The organism is Shewanella jiangmenensis, assembly GCF_018596335.1.
GTDB lineage: Bacteria > Pseudomonadota > Gammaproteobacteria > Enterobacterales > Shewanellaceae > Shewanella > Shewanella jiangmenensis.
Window position 1 is genome coordinate 728,361 of the sequence record NZ_JAHEPS010000002.1, and the last position, 17,724, is coordinate 746,084.

13 protein-coding genes are annotated in these 17,724 nt (G+C 55.3%); 5 read left to right on the plus strand and 8 right to left on the minus strand.

The features are described 5' to 3' along the window. Window positions 1-148 precede the first annotated feature (148 nt). On the plus strand, window positions 149-2,419 hold the full coding sequence (metE, locus tag KJI95_RS08635; RefSeq protein WP_214506769.1) for a 5-methyltetrahydropteroyltriglutamate--homocysteine S-methyltransferase: 2,271 nt from the start codon (window positions 149-151) through the stop codon (window positions 2,417-2,419). 173 nt (window positions 2,420-2,592) lie between these two features. Further along, on the plus strand, window positions 2,593-2,805 hold the full coding sequence (locus KJI95_RS08640; protein ID WP_214506770.1) for a dodecin: 213 nt from the start codon (window positions 2,593-2,595) through the stop codon (window positions 2,803-2,805). Window positions 2,806-2,807: 2 nt separating this feature from the next. On the opposite strand, the gene queG is transcribed toward KJI95_RS08640, so the two are convergent. Next, complete coding sequence (gene queG / locus KJI95_RS08645) at window positions 2,808-4,073, minus strand: tRNA epoxyqueuosine(34) reductase QueG (RefSeq protein WP_214506771.1); 1,266 nt, start codon at window positions 4,071-4,073, stop codon at window positions 2,808-2,810. Between the two features lie 141 nt (window positions 4,074-4,214). Between queG and KJI95_RS08650 the strand changes: the two genes are divergently transcribed. After that, window positions 4,215-5,039, plus strand: a complete 825-nt coding sequence (locus tag KJI95_RS08650; protein WP_250885701.1) for a substrate-binding periplasmic protein — start codon at window positions 4,215-4,217, stop codon at window positions 5,037-5,039. Window positions 5,040-5,216: 177 nt separating this feature from the next. Here the strand turns inward: KJI95_RS08650 and KJI95_RS08655 are convergent, their stop codons facing one another. Then, window positions 5,217-7,172, minus strand: coding sequence for a tetratricopeptide repeat-containing diguanylate cyclase (locus tag KJI95_RS08655; protein ID WP_214506772.1), 1,956 nt, complete (start codon window positions 7,170-7,172; stop codon window positions 5,217-5,219). A gap of 242 nt (window positions 7,173-7,414) precedes the next feature. On the opposite strand from KJI95_RS08655, the gene KJI95_RS08660 reads away from it, so the two are divergent. Then, window positions 7,415-7,849: a DUF3069 domain-containing protein gene (locus tag KJI95_RS08660; RefSeq protein WP_214506773.1), complete on the plus strand. Its 435-nt coding sequence runs from the start codon at window positions 7,415-7,417 to the stop codon at window positions 7,847-7,849. Between the two features lie 105 nt (window positions 7,850-7,954). Here the strand turns inward: KJI95_RS08660 and KJI95_RS08665 are convergent, their stop codons facing one another. The 3 genes from KJI95_RS08665 to KJI95_RS08675 all read right to left on the minus strand — a co-directional run bounded on the left by KJI95_RS08665 (window position 7,955) and on the right by KJI95_RS08675 (window position 11,700). After that, window positions 7,955-9,643, minus strand: a complete 1,689-nt coding sequence (locus KJI95_RS08665) for an NAD-dependent malic enzyme (protein ID WP_214506774.1) — start codon at window positions 9,641-9,643, stop codon at window positions 7,955-7,957. Window positions 9,644-10,033: 390 nt separating this feature from the next. Further along, the gene (locus KJI95_RS08670) at window positions 10,034-10,498 is read right to left on the minus strand and encodes a YehS family protein (protein ID WP_214506775.1); all 465 of its coding nucleotides are present in this window, start codon (window positions 10,496-10,498) and stop codon (window positions 10,034-10,036) included. 131 nt (window positions 10,499-10,629) lie between these two features. Next, complete coding sequence (locus KJI95_RS08675; protein WP_214506776.1) at window positions 10,630-11,700, minus strand: serine hydrolase domain-containing protein; 1,071 nt, start codon at window positions 11,698-11,700, stop codon at window positions 10,630-10,632. A 191-nt stretch (window positions 11,701-11,891) separates the two neighbouring features. Here KJI95_RS08675 and KJI95_RS08680 point away from each other — a divergent pair, with 191 nt between their 5' ends. After that, window positions 11,892-14,474 (plus strand): TonB-dependent receptor plug domain-containing protein, encoded by a 2,583-nt coding sequence (locus tag KJI95_RS08680; RefSeq protein WP_214506777.1) that lies wholly within the window; start codon window positions 11,892-11,894, stop codon window positions 14,472-14,474. Between the two features lie 103 nt (window positions 14,475-14,577). Here KJI95_RS08680 and KJI95_RS08685 read toward each other — a convergent pair whose 3' ends face one another. The 3 genes from KJI95_RS08685 to KJI95_RS08695 form a co-directional block, all read right to left on the minus strand. Continuing rightward, on the minus strand, window positions 14,578-15,081 hold the full coding sequence (locus KJI95_RS08685) for a DUF4447 family protein (protein ID WP_214506778.1): 504 nt from the start codon (window positions 15,079-15,081) through the stop codon (window positions 14,578-14,580). 13 nt (window positions 15,082-15,094) lie between these two features. Next, the gene (locus KJI95_RS08690; protein WP_214506779.1) at window positions 15,095-15,496 is read right to left on the minus strand and encodes an SMI1/KNR4 family protein; all 402 of its coding nucleotides are present in this window, start codon (window positions 15,494-15,496) and stop codon (window positions 15,095-15,097) included. A gap of 103 nt (window positions 15,497-15,599) precedes the next feature. After that, window positions 15,600-17,687: a M13 family metallopeptidase gene (locus tag KJI95_RS08695; protein ID WP_214506780.1), complete on the minus strand. Its 2,088-nt coding sequence runs from the start codon at window positions 17,685-17,687 to the stop codon at window positions 15,600-15,602. Between the last annotated feature and the right edge of the window lie 37 nt (window positions 17,688-17,724).

The window sequence follows — 17,724 nt, forward strand, 5'->3', positions numbered from 1 at the left end:
AGTTTGTTCATGTTGCCCGTGAACGCAATTCGTTTGCTGCCCAGAAGACTATCACAATAAACTTCTAGACGTCCAGACGCCTGTTGAAATTGTTTAACAGCGCGCTTGCTCTGAAATCGGCTCATATTACACCAATAAGGTATACAATATGCAATTAAATAGTCTTGGCTTTCCACGGATAGGACGCCGCCGTGAACTCAAATTTGCGTTGGAGCAATATTGGCGTGGTGAATTGCCACAGCAAGAACTGCAGGACATCGCCAAAGCGCTGCGCCACACCCATTGGCAGTGGCAGGCCGACGCTGGGGTAGAACGTCTGCCTGTGGGGGATTTTGCCTATTACGATCAGGTTCTTACATTGGCGGCAACCTTAAATGCTATCCCTGCGCGTCACCGTGATGGCGACAAGGTGGATCTGGACACCCTGTTCCGGGTTGCCCGCGGCCGCGCCCCCAGCGGCACACCGGCGCCGGCGGCGGAGATGACCAAATACTTCAACACCAACTATCACTACATAGTGCCTGAGTTGACTGAAGGTCAGCGCTTCTCCATCGCCTGGGAGCAGTATTTTGATGAGGTGGAGGAAGTGAAGGCGCTTGGGTACGACCCAAAACCTTGCCTGCTTGGGCCGGTTTCATTCCTTTATTTATCCAAAGCTTATGGCAGTGAGTTTGACAAGTTAACCCTGCTGCCGGCGCTGCTTGAAACCTACACTGAGCTCCTTGGGCGCTTTGCCGGGCAGGGCGTAAGCTGGGTACAGATTGAAGAGCCTGTGCTGGCACTCGATTTGGATGCGCCCTGGCTGGATGCCCTCAAACAGAGCTTTGATGCGCTCAGTGCGCTGAAGATAAAGCTGCTGCTGACCAGTTACTACGGCAGCATCGCCCATCATGCTGAGCTGATTGCCGGTTTACCGGTGGCGGGGCTGCATCTGGATCTGGTGTCGGCGCCGGAGCAACTCTCGGTATTCCTTTCAAGGCTTGGCGCATCTCAGGTGCTGAGCCTTGGGGTGGTCAACGGCCGTAACGTGTGGGCGGCAGATCTTGATGTGATTGCCGAGCGTCTTCTGCCGGTGGCGCGGGATTTGGGTGAGCGGCTTTGGCTTGCGACCTCGTGCTCGCTGCTGCACTCGCCGGTGGATCTGGCGCTGGAAACTTCGCTTGCGCCAGAACTTAAGCGTCAGCTCGCATTCGCAAGACAAAAGCTGATTGAGCTTCGAAGCCTTAAAACGCTGCTGACCAATCCAGACTCAGATGAGGCCAGGGCTGTGGTGAAAGAGTGTATCAGCCGCCGCGCCCAGCGTGAGCGTGCCGCCAATCCTGCAGTCCAGGCGAGGCTTGCCGGGCTCACCGCTTCGGATTACGAGCGTGACAGCGCCTTTCCCGAGCGCCAGCAACAGCAGCAGGCAAGGTTAAAGTTGCCGCTGCTGCCAACCACCACCATTGGTTCATTTCCGCAAACGCCGGCCATCCGGGCGCTGCGTAACCGGTTTCGCAAGGGCGAGTTAACGGCGCTGGAGTACGATAATCAGCTTAAGCAAGTGTGCCGCGACACCATAGAGCGCCAGCTCAAACTCGGTATCGACGTGCTGGTGCACGGTGAAGCCGAGCGCAACGACATGGTGGAATACTTTGGTGAGCAGCTCTGCGGTGTTGGTTTTACCAAAAATGGTTGGGTGCAGAGCTATGGCAGCCGCTGCGTCAAACCGCCGCTGATTTATGGCGATGTATCGCGGCCACAGCCGATGACGCTGGACTGGGCCCGCTACGCCCAAAGCCTGACCGATAAGCCTGTTAAGGGCATGCTGACCGGCCCTGTGACCATATTGCACTGGTCGTTTGCCCGCGAAGACATCAGCCGCGACACCATTTGTAAGCAGATTGCGCTGGCTATCCGCGATGAAGTGGCCGACCTTGAGCGTGCCGGTATTGCGATTATTCAAATCGATGAACCGGCGTTTCGTGAAGGTTTGCCGCTGCGTAAACAGGATTGGCAGGCCTACCTTGACTGGGCGGTGGACTCATTCAAACTCAGCGCCGCCTGTGTAAAGGATGACACACAAATCCACACCCACATGTGCTACAGCGAGTTTAATGACACCATAGGCGCGATCGCCGCCATGGATGCGGATGTGATTACCATCGAAACCAGCCGCTCGGCGATGGAGCTTTTGAACGCTTTTGAAGAGTTTGATTATCCGGCTGAAATTGGCCCGGGTGTATATGACATTCACTCGCCAAACACCCCCGAAGTGGAGGCCATGGTGGCGCTGATGGAGCGCGCGGCGCGGCGTATTGCCATCCGCCAGCTGTGGGTTAATCCGGACTGCGGCCTTAAAACCCGCACCTGGGATGAGGTGGAGCCTGCGCTTCGAAACATGGTGGCAGCGACCCGCGAGCTGCGTCGCCGCCTCGGTTAACCTTCTGGCCTGCGTGTTATCAAGGGTTTGATGCCGTTGCGCCAGTGGTTAATGGCATCTTGATTGCCTTAGGCCATGCAATAGAATCGCTGATATCAAGCCTTGGTAAGGTTAAAAAAATAGCCCCGCACTGCGGGGCTATACTCATAGGGCACCTTAAACGGAGATACCCTATGAATCATGTTTACAAAATCATCGAAGTCACAGGTTCTTCCAGCCAAAGCAGTGACGATGCCATCCGCAATGCTGTCGCTGCAGCCGCCCAGTCATTACACCATTTACGCTGGTTTGAAGTGATTGAAACCCGTGGACATCTTGAGTCAGGCCTGATTGCCCACTGGCAGGTAACGGTGAAAATCGGCTTTACCCTGGATAATACGCCCTAGGATCAGGCGTCTCTGGGCATGCCTTTTTCGATGGCGCGCACCAGCCTTGCTGTTTGGCGGCTTTCGGCGCCGTCGCCCGCCAGCTGACGCTTTAGTGCCCAGCGAACATGCTCGGCAACCATCTCATCAAGGCTTGCATCTTCAAGGCGTGCGTTCAGCCTGGCAATAATGTCCGGGCTTGAGGGCGCGTTGCCAAGGGCTACGGCGATATTGCGCTGCCAGCGCGCAAACCCGATGCGGCGGATGGCGCTGCCTTCGGTTTGTTTTAAAAATGTTGCCTCGTCCCAGTCAAAGAGTTCAATCAAAGGCGGTAAGCGCAGCGCCGGGCGGGTTTGAAAGTCCAGCTCCCGGCTTAATGGCGCTTCGCTGTTGACCGGGCAAGCAAGCTGGCAGTCGTCACAGCCGTATATGCGGTTACCCATGAGCGGGCGAAGCTCCTCGGGAATAGCGCCCTGCAGCTCGATGGTGAGGTAGGAGATGCAGCGCCTTGCGTCCACCACATAGGGCTCGACAATGGCGCCCGTGGGGCAACTCTTGATGCAGGCCACACACTGACCGCACTCTTCCTTAACCGCAATATCCACCGGCAGCGGCAGATTGACCAAAAGCTCACCCAGGAAAAACCAGCTGCCCGCGCCGCGGCTTAAAATCAGCGAGTGCTTGCCGGTCCAGCCGATGCCGGCTTTTTCGGCGAGCGGCCGCTCGAGGATGGGCGCCGAGTCGACAAAGGGGCGCGAGCCTGAATCGGGTAAGCCTTGCGCTTTGAGCCATTCATCTATCATGTCGCCAAGTTTCTTTAGGCGGCTTCGAATGAGTTTGTGATAGTCGCGCCCACCGGCATAGCGGGAAATGTAGCCAAGCTTTGGGTCGCGAAGATTGGCGGCAAAGCGCGCATCTTCGGGCAGGTAATCCATTCGTGCGGCAATGACCCTGATCGTGCCGGGATGAAGCTCTGCAGGCCGTGCCCGCATCAAGCCGTGGTTTGCCATGTAGCCCATTTCGCCGTGGTAATCCTTCTCGAGCCAGTCGAGAAACGGCGCCTCATGTTCGCTAAGGTCTGTATCGGTAATGCCAATATGGGCAAAACCGAGGGACTTCCCCCAGGTTTTGATAAGGCTTGCAAGCTCGGTGAGTGCCTGTGGGCTCGGGTGCTTTGGCTCAGGCGCCTGTGCTTCTTGCTTGGGGGCTTCTTCCTTTGAGGCTTCTTGCTTTGTGGCTTCCTGATGTGTGGATCCGGGCGCTGGATGGGCGGGGCTTGGCGTAGTCATAGGCGATATCATTGAAGGACTGCGCAGATGATAGCAGTTTTGCACTCGCTCGTCAGGCGCTTGCGCCGCTGGTGGCTTTGGCCTTGGCACACTACTATTGGAGTTAATTGAGTGAACGCCATTTGCGGGGCAAGCGGCCTGATGTCGACAGTAATGCGTTTTTGCTGCTTCTTTCTGATTGGGCTGCTGAGTCCGCTTGGCGCGCTTGCGGACGACCCCGGGCTTGAGCGGGAGTCACTGCGTTTTCTTACCGAGCCCTTGCCACCGTTAAGTTTCCTTGAGCTTGAAACCCCGACCGGCTTTGCCGTTGAGTTGGTTGAGGCACTTAAAGTCGAGCTCGGTGAGCCCGGCGATATTGAAGTGCTGCCCTGGGCGCGTGCTTACAACATCGCTTCCCGCGAATCCAATGTGCTGCTGTTTTCCACCGCGCTGCGTGAAAGCCGGCGCAGTTTGTTCGATTTTGTCGGCCCTATCGCGACGGCGAGAATCATGGTTTACAAGCGCAATGTCGATAGCGCGAGCCCACAGGATCTGCAGGCCGCCGCCAAACTTGGCAGCCTCGGGGTGTACCGCGGCTCACCGGCCGAGCGATTGTTGCAGCAGGCCGGTGTTGCCAATCTTGAGGTGTCGAGTTATCCGCTGCAGTCATTGCGTCAGTTGCTGGCAGGACACGTGCGCTTCTGGTGTCAGGTGGATTTGAGTGTGGCGCGGCTTTTGATGCAGGCGGGCACTGCTGAATCCAGCCTCACGCCGCTGTTTGAGCTTGACCGGATTGAATTGTACCTGGCCTTTTCGGGCGGTACGCCCAGAGCGACGGTGGAGCGCTGGCATCAGGCGCTGGCGCGCTTGTATGAAGATGGTCGTTTGGCGGCCTTGTATCGCAAGTGGTTTTTACTGGAGCCTGTCGCCGCAGCGCCCCATATTTTGTGGCGCATTACGCCTGAAGGGAAGTCGGACGGGATCTAGCAAGAAAAGTAAAAAGGGAAGTAAAAAGAAAAGTAAAAGGGACGTAAAAAGGAAAGTAAACAAAGGCTACACATATACATGCAGCTCAGCGGCTTTGATTTAGCGGCGTTGATTTAGCCGCTTTGATTTGGTGGCTTTGGGCAAGCCGTCGCAATGCTTTACCGCTCAGATTGTTTATCAGGCATGAGTGCTCGGATTGGTGTCCGGATTCTTGTCTGAATTGCTGTCTGTATTGGTGTCCGAATGATGTGGATCGGCTTCAACCCGGTTGCGGCCTTTGTTTTTGGCACGGTAAAGCGCGTGATCGGCGCGGTTAAGCAAACTGGAGAAGTTCTTATCGTTTTGTGTATCCAGACTCGCAACCCCGGCGCTGATACTCAAGGTGAGCTCAGGGGCGATATCGCCAAGCTCAGCAAGTTCCACATGGCTTCTTAGGCGCTCGGCAATTTCCATCGCCTGTGTCAGCGTGGTACCCGGCAGCAATGCCAGAAACTCTTCACCGCCCACCCGGCCGACCAAATCCTGACGCCGCATCTGTGATGAACTGCATTTGGCTAAAGCCATCAGGGCTTTATCACCAACCTCGTGGCCAAAAAAGTCATTGATTGCCTTGAAATGGTCGGCATCAAAAATAATCACCGACAGCGGATTGTTGGCGCTGGCGTCATTAAACAGCGACTCGCCTTTATGGTAGGTGTGGCGGCGGTTGGCAAGCTGCGTGAGATGATCTGTGTGCGCGAGTCGCTCCATCATCCGTGAGCGCTGAGCCTGCTTAAAGGCAAAGGCCGACACTATGACAAGAATGATGATACTCATGACGATAATAGTGAGCTGCAGCAGTTTGTTTTCTTTAAGGATCTCCATTTCCTTTTCGCGCAGCTGCTGGTTTTCAATCAATTGGCGGTTTTCATCGGCAATGCGCTCGGTATCAAAGCGGGTCCGCATCTCGGCGGTGCGCTGGGTTTGCAGCTGACTATCGAGCTCGGCATGGATGGTGTTATGGATTTCGAGCGCATAAAAGGCGTTGGCCCAATCGTTTACGGCGGCATGGGCCTGGCTTTTCACCTGATACAATTCGGCCAGCCCGCGCCGGTTTTGCAGCTGCTGAAAACTCTCTTCACCGGCTTCGAGCAGCGGCAGGGCATCGGCCGCTTTTCCTTCAGCCAAAAGCACCTGAGCCATAAACATATTCATATAGGCATAAAAAGCCGGATGCTCGGGTTTGATGTAGGGCAGCGCGGCATCAAGGTTGGTCTTGGCTTCTTTGATGCGATTGAGTTTTATCAGGCTGCCGCTCATGTTGACCCTGGTCGCGGCCGCATTGATTTTATCCTGCTGAGCTTCCCAGCCTTTGAGTACCTCGCGGTAGTAACTGAGCGCCTGCTCCTGGTCATCCATGATTTCATAGGTAATGGCGATGTCGCCCTTGGTGGCGATAACCCCGGATACGTCTTCCTTGCGCTCGTACTTTTCAAGTACCTCTTTGTAGTAGCGGATGGCGGTGTCGGGATCGCCAAAGCGGCGGTAGCTGGTGGCCAGTTCCTGCAGGTTCAAGGTTGCCCAGTAAGGAAGGTTCAGGTTTTCATACATGTGCTGGGCTGTGATTAAATCTTCCAGCGCATCGGCAAAATTACCCTGATACGACAGCAAACCGCCGCGAACGCTGCGGGTGTCGGCAATCAGGCGGGGATCTTCCGATTGATAAGCCAGGGCGACGGCATGGTTATAGTCGTCCATCGCCTCTGATACAAGGCCTTTTTGCTGACTATGCCAGCCACGGCACAGGGTCAGATCGGCCCTGGCGGGAATGTCAGACTGAATGGACGCGAGCTCAAGCTGCTCATTGGCATAACGGATGGCGTCATCGATAGCGGCGTCTTGGGTCAGATCGCGCACCCAGCAGCTGACCCGTTTCAGGCGCAGGCCGCGCTCTATGTCTTCACTGCTGATATTCTTTCGCAGCGTATCGAGATATTGCTGGGCTTTTTTTATGTCACTGCCGACCTCGCCACTCTCGAGTGTTTTGAAAATGGCATCAATCTCCTCCGTGGACAAAGTTGCGGCAACGGTCGACGAGGAGAGTGGCAGGCTGAAAACCAGCAAACACAACAAAGCGATGCAAGCGCGATTCATGAATAGGTGTGCCGATATATTCTGGTGGCATTCTTATAGGTTAAATCATAACCGTATGTTATGACGTTTCCCAACAAAATTTTAATAGTTCCTTACAGTTAAAATTATCGTGTCTGCAGACGGGGCCGTTGAGTGGAATTTTGCTTTTGCGCCCCTGAATGTGTATAAGACTGCGCAAACGAATTTGCCCCGGACATTGGCCAATGCGGCCATGGCGTGTGGGTCATTGAGGAGATGAGTCGATGTTTGAAATAACCGAAGCCTATCGCAGCCGCGCCCTTGAAGTGTCTGACCGGGTTGCCGGTCGGGTGATTGCCCTCGAGCGCCTGCCTGAAGGGCTGATGGCGGCGTACCGCAGCCTTTGCGATGACCTGCTTGCCGATGAAACCGGCCGTTTTGGCTCGGCCTGGGACAGCCTGCCAAAGAGCGCGGCTTCCTTGTTTGAGCGCGCCGAATTTCATGGCTTTTACCTTGCCAATGCCTGGATCCAATTGAGCATAGTTGCCAACGATATTTCCGAGCTGCAGGACACCGATGAGGCCATTGCCGAGCAGGAATACAATGGTTTGTACATCCGTGTGGCCGATGAAGCGCTGAAAGAGAGCCTTAAAAAACTCAAAAAAGCCCGCACCGACAAGAGCATGTTCAACAGCATGCGTGAGGTGATGGGCGCATAAGCGTCTAATCAGAACCATAAAAAACGCCCGAACAGTTCGGGCGTTTTTTATGGCGTCAGCGACAAGCGCGGGACTTATTTGCACCTTAGTTAGAAGGAAGTGCCGTTAGAACGAAGTGCGCTTGTAACGGCGATACTCTGGGTACCAGAAGTTGGCTTCGATGGACTGCAGCAGCAGCTCATCCGTGGTATCCAGCGCATGTCCCTGAGCAATGGCGACTTTGGCCACCGCAAACGCGATGTGCTTGCTGACCGCGTGGATTTTTTCCAGTGGCGGCAGCAGCGGGCCGTTGCCATCCTGTGCCAGCGGTGAGCACTCGGCCAGTGCGCGGCTGGATGCCATCAGCATCTCATCCGACACCCGCTTGGCACCGCACGCCAGCACCCCAAGGCCGATGCCCGGGAAGATGTAGCTGTTGTTGCACTGGGCAATTTCATAGGTCACACCGTCAACCACCACTGGCTCGAACGGGCTGCCGGTGGCAACCAGCGCCTGACCGTTGGTCCAGTGCAGAATGTCCTTTGGCGTAGCCTCAACCCGGCTGGTGGGGTTAGAGAGCGGGAAGATGATCGGACGGGCACAGTGGCTGTGCATGGCGCGAATAATCTCTTCGGTGAAAAGACCCGGCGCGCCGGATACACCAATCAGTACAGTCGGCTTGGCGTTGTTGACTACACTCAGCAGCGACACATTGTCGCTCAGGTCCTGCCACTGGCCGAGCTTGTCGACTTTCTGCGCCAGTTTCTGCTGGAATGGCAGCAGGTTAGGCATGTTGTCGAGCAAGAGTCCCCAACGGTCAACCATAAACACCTGGCTGCGTGCCTGCTCGTCGCTGATGCCTTCAGACACCATTTGCGCGACTATGGCTTCGGCGATGCCGCAGCCTGCGCTGCCGGCGCCAAGGAAGGTGATGCGCTGATCTGACAGCTTGGTGCCGGCTGCCTGACAGGCCGCCAGCAGAGAGCCGACGGTTACGGCCGCAGTGCCCTGAATGTCGTCGTTGAAGCAGCAGTATTTGTCTTTGTAACGCTCAAGCAGCGGCATGGCGTTTTTCTGGGCGAAGTCTTCAAACTGAATAAGCACATCCGGCCAGCGGCGGTGTACGGCCTCCATAAAGGCTTCAATAAATTCAGCATATTCTTCGCCGCCGATGCGTGGATGACGCCAGCCCATGTACATGGGGTCTTCCAGCAGGTGCGGATTGTCGGTACCCACATCCAGAGTGATTGGCAGGGTGTAAGCCGGGCTGATGCCGCCGCAACTGGTGTACAGCGACAGTTTACCAATCGGGATCCCCATGCCACCAATGCCCTGATCGCCAAGGCCAAGAATGCGCTCACCGTCGGTGACAACGATGATTTTTACCTTGTGGCGGGTGGAGTTGTTGAGGATGTCGTCAATCCGGTCTTTGTAGGGGTAAGAGATAAACAAACCCCGGTTGCGGCGATAGTTTTTCGAAAAACGCTCGCAGGCAAGACCGACAGTAGGCGTGTAGATGATAGGCATCATCTCGGCAATATTGTTTTGCACCAAACGGTAGAACAGGGTCTCGTTGGTGTCCTGAATATTGCGCAGGTAGATGTGTTTATCCAGATCGTTATTGAAACTTCTGAACTGATCGTAGGCCCGTGATGCCTGCTCCTCGATGGTTTCTACCGTAAAAGGCAGCAAACCTTCGAGGTTGAAAAATATCCGCTCTTCTTCGGTGAAGGCGCTGCCTTTGTTAATCAGCGGGGCTTCAAGAATGGCTGGACCGGCAAAGGGCAAATAGAGCGGGCGTTTGTTATCGTCCATGGGCTACCTGTTGATTGCTTTTTTTGGTATTTGGCGTGGAGCTATCTGTGGTGGAAGAGTATCACGAAATGTGATCTTTGTAGCTTTGCAAGGCCGGGATTTTGCGGTTTTTTTCACAAATGGGCGTTTAAAACATCTTCGGATGGATGTTAAAAAGCGTTACAAAATGACAGCAGGCGGGCGCTTAACCCGGCGCCGGTCACCTCGGTGTGTTTGAGTTGCGTTGTGCGGGGTGAGTGTTAATGCCCACCCGCATTGCTGAAATCTGCTGAGGCTGCGCGAAAGGCTGCGCTGCCTCGTTCAAATCGGACAAGCCTGCAGCGGGCAAGCCATTGCGTGCAACACAGTGCTGCGCTGCAGCATATAGAGCCGCAGCGCATAAGGCTGAGCTTAGCCGCGGCCGCGCAGCTTGATTGACAGACCTTTCAAGAAGTTGCGCAGCAGCTGATTACCGCAGGAGCGGAAGTGGCGGTGATCCGGGCTTCGGAAAATCGCACTGAGTTCAGACTTGGACAATTCAAAACCTGCTGCGGTCAGCATGGCGAGAATGTCGTCTTCTTTAAGTTCCAGCGCAATACGGATCTTCTTGAAAATCAGATTGTTGGTCAGCTCTTCCGGCTTGGGGGCCGGCGCCCCCGGCTTTACGCCGCGCCGGTCAATTACGAGACCATCGAGAAATTGGCACAGGTCGTTATCGGTGCAAGGGCGAAAGCCTTCTTCATCGTCCTTCTTAAGCATCGCGAGCAGGGTTTCTTCGCTGATGTCGCGGTGCACCAGGGCAAACAGTGCCACTACCTTGGCGTCGGCAAGATTCAGCGCAAAACGCAGGCGGCGTAAAATATCGTTATTGGTCATGGAGTCCAGTCAATGTCTGTTGGCGTGAGCCGATGCGGGCAATTATACCCAAGCCAGCGCCCCGGGGCTAATGATTGCGCCCGCGGCGCAGTTTTCCCGTCATGCGTTACATATCGGTCGCTGCATTCGCATCAGTTTGCATTGAGATAGTCCCGCAGCAGCGAGCGAAGCTCATCCTGATGGGCAAACGCCTTGCGCTGGTCGCTGAGATCTGCCGACACATTTTCAAGCATCACCAGCTGCAGTCCCGAATCCGGATAGTAGAGCATCAGGCTCATAAAGCCGGGCAAATAGCCGCCGTGGCTGTATTCCAGCGGCTTGTTGGCGATTTGCAGGCCGAGACCATACCCGAGAGGCCCCCAGCGGTGCTCGCGCTGACTGTAGGGCGTGACCATGGCGCGGTAGGCGACGTCTGAAATTAACTTGCCCTGGTGCAATGCGGTTTGAAAGTCAGCCACGGCGGCTGCGCTGCCAATCAGGGTGCCTGAGGCAAGGCTTAATGGCGTTGAGTGCGGATAGGCGGCATGGCGCTGTTTGCCTTCTGGGCTGACTTTTGTGTGAAGGTTTATGGCGTGAAGGTTTTTGGTGTGAAGGTTTTTCGTGTGACTGTTTTGTGTTGTGTCCGGAGTTTCATCAAACGCGGGTGCCATGCCCTGAATGCCAAGGTATAGCTCGGTGAAACCCCCGGTTTTGGCAACAATATCAAGCTTGTGTGAAGCGAAAAACGCACTCAGTGCGGCGCCGATATTTTTCGGCTCCGGCGCAAACAGGCTCTGGACAAGAATCTGATAGTTGGCGTTGCTGTACTCAAACGGCAAGCTGCCATTGGCGTTTTGAGGGTTGCTGCTTATGCCATTGCCGCGCCGGTTGATGCCGGAGGTATGGCTTAGCATCATGCGCGGCGTCAGGGCGCGGCCGGACTTATGGGCAAAGTCTGGCAACTGCTTGGCTGCCAGTGGGGTGTCGAGGTCGCTCGCGTGGGCTGACAGATACCAGCTCGCAAACACTGGTTTACTGATGGAGCCCAGCATAAAGCGGCTGTCTTTGGTCACCGTATCGCCCGCTGAAAATGTAAGCAGGTCTGTCTCATTTTTACGCACCAGAATAACGCCACTGAAGCTTGGGCTCAGGCGCAGATCCCGCCACTGATTAAGGGACTCAGCCAGTGATTGCTGCGCCAGTGCGTCGGTATTAAGTAGCATTAAAAGTGATATTAATACTGCTTTGGTAGCGATAAATCCGCCGGCAAGCCGCCGAGGTGATGGTTGCTTGTGTGATGAATGTGTTGACATTGTTAATTGCTTGAGTAGTTTTGGTTTGGCATAAGTAAGTTCAGAGCGCCATTTTGCGGATCTGAACGCAAAACAACAATCCAAAATACTGGGGAATGACAATGAAGCGTCAAACATGGAAAGCTCAAACCTGGATCCCGAGCGCCTGTGCGCTCGCCGTTGCGCTGGCAATGCCATCAATGGCCTCTGCAGCCGACGATGGCGCCAAAGTGGAGCGTTTGGAAGTCACCGGCTCGCGCATCAAGCGTACCGACCTTGAAGGCCCGTCACCAATCCAGTCCATCGGCAAGGAAGATATTGCCAACATGGGTCTGGATAACCTGCAGCAGCTGCTGGAAAAAATGCCCGCCAACGGCGCCGGTGCTTTTTCTACCCGTGGCAACAGCCAGGACTCTACCGCCAACGGCTCGGCCTCGATCAGCTTGCGTGGCCTTGGCCCTGACGCAACCCTGGTGCTGATTAACGGCCGTCGCGTTGCCATCAGCTCCTTTGCCGAAGGCGTAAGTAACTCGTTTGTGGATATCAACAACATTCCGGTATCTGCCATTGAGCGCATCGATATCCTCAAAGACGGCGCTTCAGCCATTTACGGCTCGGATGCGATTGCCGGTGTGGTTAACATCATCCTCAAAAAAGACATTGAAGGCATTGAAGTTAACCTTGGCTATGGCGGCGCGCTCGGCCCAACCTACGATGAAAAGACTGCAAACCTGCTGTGGGGCACCAAGAGCGACAAGGGTTCAGCCTCTATCATCCTCGATTATTTCAACAACAGTACCCTTGGCGCCGATGAAATGGGCCGCTTCGGTACTGCCAACCAGGAGCCTTACGGCGGCGATGACAACCGCTCATCACGTGGCTACCCTGGCTATTTCTATGTCGATGGCGTGAAAACTCCGGATCCGGACTGTCCGGCCGATCGTCTCACCGGCAGCGGCAGCTGCTTGTTTGACTACGGTCCATACAACCTCACTATTCCTGCCGCCGAGCGCGTGGGCGCTATCGGTCAGTTTGAATACTTTGTGGGTGAAGATGTCACTGCATTCCTTGAAGTTGCTGCCCAGCACAACACCTCTGAAGCCGGCGGTGCGCCAACCCCGCTGGATGAGTCTGCCGGTCTGACCGTGCCCGGCACTCACCCTGATAACCCTTGGGGCAAGGATATCCAGATTGGTCGTTATCGCACCGTGGATGCCGGCGCCCGTCGCTGGGACATCCAGTCTGACTCGCTGCGTCTGGTTGCGGGCCTGAAAGGCACCCTTAACGATGCCTGGGATTGGGAAATGGCTGCTCAGAAGGGCCGTCAGGCACAAATCCAGAGTGGCGATCGCTCCATGGGCTGGGTGCGGGTGGATTATCTGCAGCGTGAAATCGATGCCGGTAACTACAATCCGTTCGGCGCTGCCGTTAACTCACCGGAAGTGATTGATGCCATTACCACCAGTCTGGTCCGTCAGGGCGTATCGCACATGACCGCCTATAACGCCAACATCACAGGTCAGGCATTTACCCTGGCTGAGCGTGACGTGATGATGGCCGCCGGTGTTGAATACCGTGAAGAAGACGTACGCGACGTGCCCGATGAGCAGTTCCAGCGCGGGCTGATTTTTGGTACCGAAGCTGTGTCTGCTGAAGCGGCGCGGGATCAGTGGGCGGCGTACGCCGAATTCTCTGTGCCTGTGACTGACAGTTTCGAGCTGCAGCTTGCCGGCCGTTACGACAACTACAGTGACTTTGGCACTACCACCAACCCGAAAGTGGGTTTCCAGTGGGGCATTACCGACGAGCTGACTGCCCGCGGCTCCTGGGCGACCGGTTTCCGTGCGCCGTCACTGGCACAGATTGGCCTTGGCCCCTCTCAGGAAAGCTTGTTCCTGGATGACACTTACTTCTGCGCCGCCAACGGTTTGCCACAGTCTGAGTGTGAAAACCTAGACCAGAACTTCCTGTTCTCCGGTAACAAGGATTTGGACGCCGAAGAGTCTGAGAGCTGGAACGTGGGCATGATTTATGCGCCAAGCCAGGAGTTTGATATCAGTTTCGACTGGTTCAACATTCTGCAGGACAACAAGATTGACAAGCTTGAGCCGCAAGCTGTTTACGATGCCAACTGTGCCAACCAGAACAGCCCAATCTGTAAGCGTTTGCCACCTGTGGGCACCGACAGCCTCGGCACTATCGATAAAATCCTTTCAAGCTTTGTTAACTTAAGCTCTCAGGAAGTGCAGGGCATCGACCTGTCGAGCCACTATCGCATGGAGCTCGACAGCTACGGTGAACTCAAGTTTGGTCTGGAATACAGCTACCTTATCAACTTCGAGAAAGTGGACTCAGAAGGTGTACTGACCGACTGGACCGGTAAATACCGTTACCCAGAGCATCGCTGGTTGGGTACCACCAATTGGGTGATGGATAACTTTGCCGCCAACCTTAACCTGACCTACACCGGTGAGTTTGCCGACTACAACGAAACCCGCACTGTCGATGGCCAGCTGCTGGTGGACATGTCAGCCTCTTACCGTTTCAGCGAAACCCTGAAGTGGACCGTGGGTCTGAACAACGTGCTGGATGAAGAGCCACCATTCGCCATTGGTGACGGTGACGCCGATCTGTACGGTTATGTGATGGCTACCCACAACCCGATGGGCCGTTATGCCTACATCAAGATGAGCATGAACTTCTAATCATGCCCGCCTGATGACAGGAAAATAAAAACGGCATCCAATGGATGCCGTTTTTTTATGAGTAGTCGCGCGTAGAACGCCAGGGCTTTTTAAGCCGCAGCACTTATTTCAGCTGCGCGGCTGCCCATTTGGCGCGGCTTTCGCGGCTTTCACCAAGGCCATGCTGCTCGCGATAGGCCTTGTAGCTTTCGACTTCCAGCGGCACCAGGGTGATATCGACTTCGAGCACCAACTGGCACTCTTTCTTGATGCGCCAGGCGGAAGTGTTGTAAAGCTCTGCCAGTGGCAGCGAGCTTAAAAACTCCGGATTGTATTGGGCATACAACGCCTGGGTCGGGTACACCACAAAGGCTAAGTGACGCTTGGGCTCTTTTTTGAACATGGCCTCGATACCGTCGGAGGTATTGAGCACCTGCATCTCAATCACTTCATCGATATCCAGCAGTTTTTTCTGCGCCAGCCCCGGCGCTTCGCTCTCGCCGCTTTCCCAGCTTTTTACTGCGTCTTCGCTGTGGCCGGTAATGCTGCCCACCTGCGCTTCGGTCAGACCGAGTGACAGGCGCAGATACTGCATTTCGATGCCGTTAAGGCCAATTTCTTTTGCCATGAGAGGTTCCGTATTAACTGTTCATCCAGACGTCTTCGGCCCACTCCCAGAAGGAATCCCATTGATCGTCGGTAAAGTCGCCAAAAGCCCAGTAGTGTACCTGACCTTCCTGGTCGATACAGTAAAAGTTATCGCCATTCTGGCAGATGGGGATCATGGCGCGTGGCAGGCCGATGGACCAGGCATAGGCTGCGACTTCCGGCAAAAATGTGTGGCTGTGGCGGTCGGCGGCGGTCACGGGTTCAAAACTGCCGACAATCACGTCGCTGGCGTGCAGCAGGTACTCTTTTAAATCCGATGGCAGCGGGATAAGGATTTCTTCTTCCACATCCAGCAGTTGGTCAAATGAAGGTAATTCCAGCGGTACTGGAACCCTTTCACTCATTTCTTGTAATTGTTCGATGAGTTCATGCATATCTGTTGCTCCTTGGCATACTCCGGCGAGTATAAGCACAGTCTGGAATAAAAAAAAGGGCACCCACAGGCGCCCTTGATTTGTTTCGCTTTATGCGACTCGCTTACCAGATTTTTACCCGTTTTTCCGGGGCTATATACATGGCATCGCCTTCTTTCACGCCGAAGGTGGTGTAGAACTCAGGCATGTTGGACAGGGCACCCAGGGCGCGGAATTTGGCCGGTGAGTGTGGGTCGGTGGCCACGCGGTTACGCATGGCTTCTTCTTTCATCTTGGCGCGCCAGATCTGGGCAAAGCCGATGAAGAAGCGCTCATCGCCGGTCAGGCCGTCAATCACCGGGGCTTCTTTGCCGTTCAGTGACATCTTGTAGGCCTTGTAGGCAATGGTCACACCGGACAGATCGCCGATGTTTTCGCCGAGGGTCAGCTCACCGTTGACGTTCAGGTCATCAAACACCTTGTAGCCGCTGTACTGCTCAACCAGCGCCTTGCCGCGGGCGGCAAACTCTTTGAGGTCTTGCTCGGTCCACCAGTCGCGCATGTTGCCTTCGCCGTCGAACTTGGCGCCCTGGTCGTCAAAACCATGGCCCATTTCGTGGCCGATCACGGCGCCGATACCACCGTAGTTCACCGCATCGTCGGCTTCCATGTTAAAGAAAGGTGGCTGCAGAATGGCGGCAGGGAACACGATTTCGTTCATGGTTGGGTTGTAGTAAGCGTTCACGGTTTGTGGGGTCATGTGCCACTCGTCGCGATCGATAGGTGAGCCCAGCTTGGCCAGCTCTTTCTCGTGCTGCAATGCTGCAGCGCGCTTGCTGTTGCCGATAAGATCGTCAGCCTTGATGGTCAGCTTGCTGTAGTCTTCCCACTTGTTCGGATAGCCGATTTTTGGATTGAACTTGGCCAGCTTGTCCTTGGCGGCAACCTTGGTGTCGGCGCTCATCCAGGCCAGTTCATCGATGCTCTTGCCGTAGGCGCCGCGCAGGTTTTCAACCAGCACTTGCATACGCTCTTTGGCTTCTGGGGTGAAGTGACGCTTCACATACACCTTGCCAACCACTTCGCCCAGAGTGCCGTTTACAGTGGCAACGCCGCGCTTCCAACGTGGCTCCTGCTCGGCCTGGCCGTTCAGGGTCTTGGAGAAGAACTCGAAGTTTTCGTTATCCAGCGGCTCAGACAGGAAACCGGCGGCGTGGGTCAGAGTTTGCCACTGCAGGTAGGTTTTCCAGCTGTCCAGAGACTCGTTTTTCACCAGCGCGTTCAGGCCTTCGATAAAGCTTGGCTGGTTGATGATGATATCGGCTTGCTTGTCGCCGCCCAGCACCGACAGGTACAGGTTCCAGTTGATATCCGGCGCCAGCTTGGCCAGATCGGCCACCATAAACTTGTTGTAAGTTTTGGTGCTGTCGCGTGAATCAACCACGTTCCAGTGGGCGTTGGCGATGGCGGTTTCGAGTTTCAGTACGGTTTCGGCAGCGGCTTTGCCATTGGGCAGGCCAGCGAGCTGGTACATTTTCTCGATGTGGGCCTTGAAGGCTTCACGGATTTTCACGAAGCGCTCGTCTTCGTTGAAGTAGTAATCTTTCTCAGGCAGGCTCAGGCCGTATTGCCAGATGTGGGTGGCATAGCGGCTGGAGTCTTTGGCATCGATGCCGATGTAAAATGCCAGTGGCGTGCCGCCGCCGACGATTTGGCTCTGGGCGAAAAATTTCACCAGATCATCGGTGCTGGCGATGGCCGCGATGGCATCGAGTTCAGGCTGAATTGGGGTGATACCCAGTTTGTTCAGGGTCTCAACGTCCATAAAGGCGCGGTACAGATCGGCCACTTTCTGCTCGTCGGTGCCATCTTTCAGATTTGCGGTCGCGGCCACTTCGTCGATGATGGCTTTTACGTCATCGCGGGATTTTTCACGCAGATCGTAGAAGGCGCCCACGCTGGTGCGATCGCCCGGGATCTCGGTGCTCTTGTTCCAGCTGCCGTTGACATAGTCGTAGAAGTCATCCTGTGGGCGGATGTTCTTGTCAAAGTTGGCGAAATCAATACCTGAGCTCAGCGCCTTGGCTACGGCGTCGGCGGTGGCGGTTTTGGCCACTTCAGGTGCCTTGGTTTCTGCGGTCTTTTCCTGATTGCAGGCGGCCAAACCCATGATGAGCGAGGCACACAATCCCCCGATGAGTACTTTTCTCATTGCTTTTCCTTGGTTGTTTCGCCCGCATTCGAACCCA

Coding starts and splice junctions, on each gene's coding strand:
- metE (WP_214506769.1), top strand. CDS start 149: ATGCAATTAAATAGTCTTGGCTTTCCACGGATAGGACGCCGCCGTGAA.
- KJI95_RS08640 (WP_214506770.1), top strand. CDS start 2,593: ATGAATCATGTTTACAAAATCATCGAAGTCACAGGTTCTTCCAGCCAA.
- queG (WP_214506771.1), bottom strand. CDS start 4,073: ATGACTACGCCAAGCCCCGCCCATCCAGCGCCCGGATCCACACATCAG.
- KJI95_RS08650 (WP_250885701.1), top strand. CDS start 4,215: ATGTCGACAGTAATGCGTTTTTGCTGCTTCTTTCTGATTGGGCTGCTG.
- KJI95_RS08655 (WP_214506772.1), bottom strand. CDS start 7,172: ATGAATCGCGCTTGCATCGCTTTGTTGTGTTTGCTGGTTTTCAGCCTG.
- KJI95_RS08660 (WP_214506773.1), top strand. CDS start 7,415: ATGTTTGAAATAACCGAAGCCTATCGCAGCCGCGCCCTTGAAGTGTCT.
- KJI95_RS08665 (WP_214506774.1), bottom strand. CDS start 9,643: ATGGACGATAACAAACGCCCGCTCTATTTGCCCTTTGCCGGTCCAGCC.
- KJI95_RS08670 (WP_214506775.1), bottom strand. CDS start 10,498: ATGACCAATAACGATATTTTACGCCGCCTGCGTTTTGCGCTGAATCTT.
- KJI95_RS08675 (WP_214506776.1), bottom strand. CDS start 11,700: ATGCTACTTAATACCGACGCACTGGCGCAGCAATCACTGGCTGAGTCC.
- KJI95_RS08680 (WP_214506777.1), top strand. CDS start 11,892: ATGAAGCGTCAAACATGGAAAGCTCAAACCTGGATCCCGAGCGCCTGT.
- KJI95_RS08685 (WP_214506778.1), bottom strand. CDS start 15,081: ATGGCAAAAGAAATTGGCCTTAACGGCATCGAAATGCAGTATCTGCGC.
- KJI95_RS08690 (WP_214506779.1), bottom strand. CDS start 15,496: ATGCATGAACTCATCGAACAATTACAAGAAATGAGTGAAAGGGTTCCA.
- KJI95_RS08695 (WP_214506780.1), bottom strand. CDS start 17,687: ATGAGAAAAGTACTCATCGGGGGATTGTGTGCCTCGCTCATCATGGGT.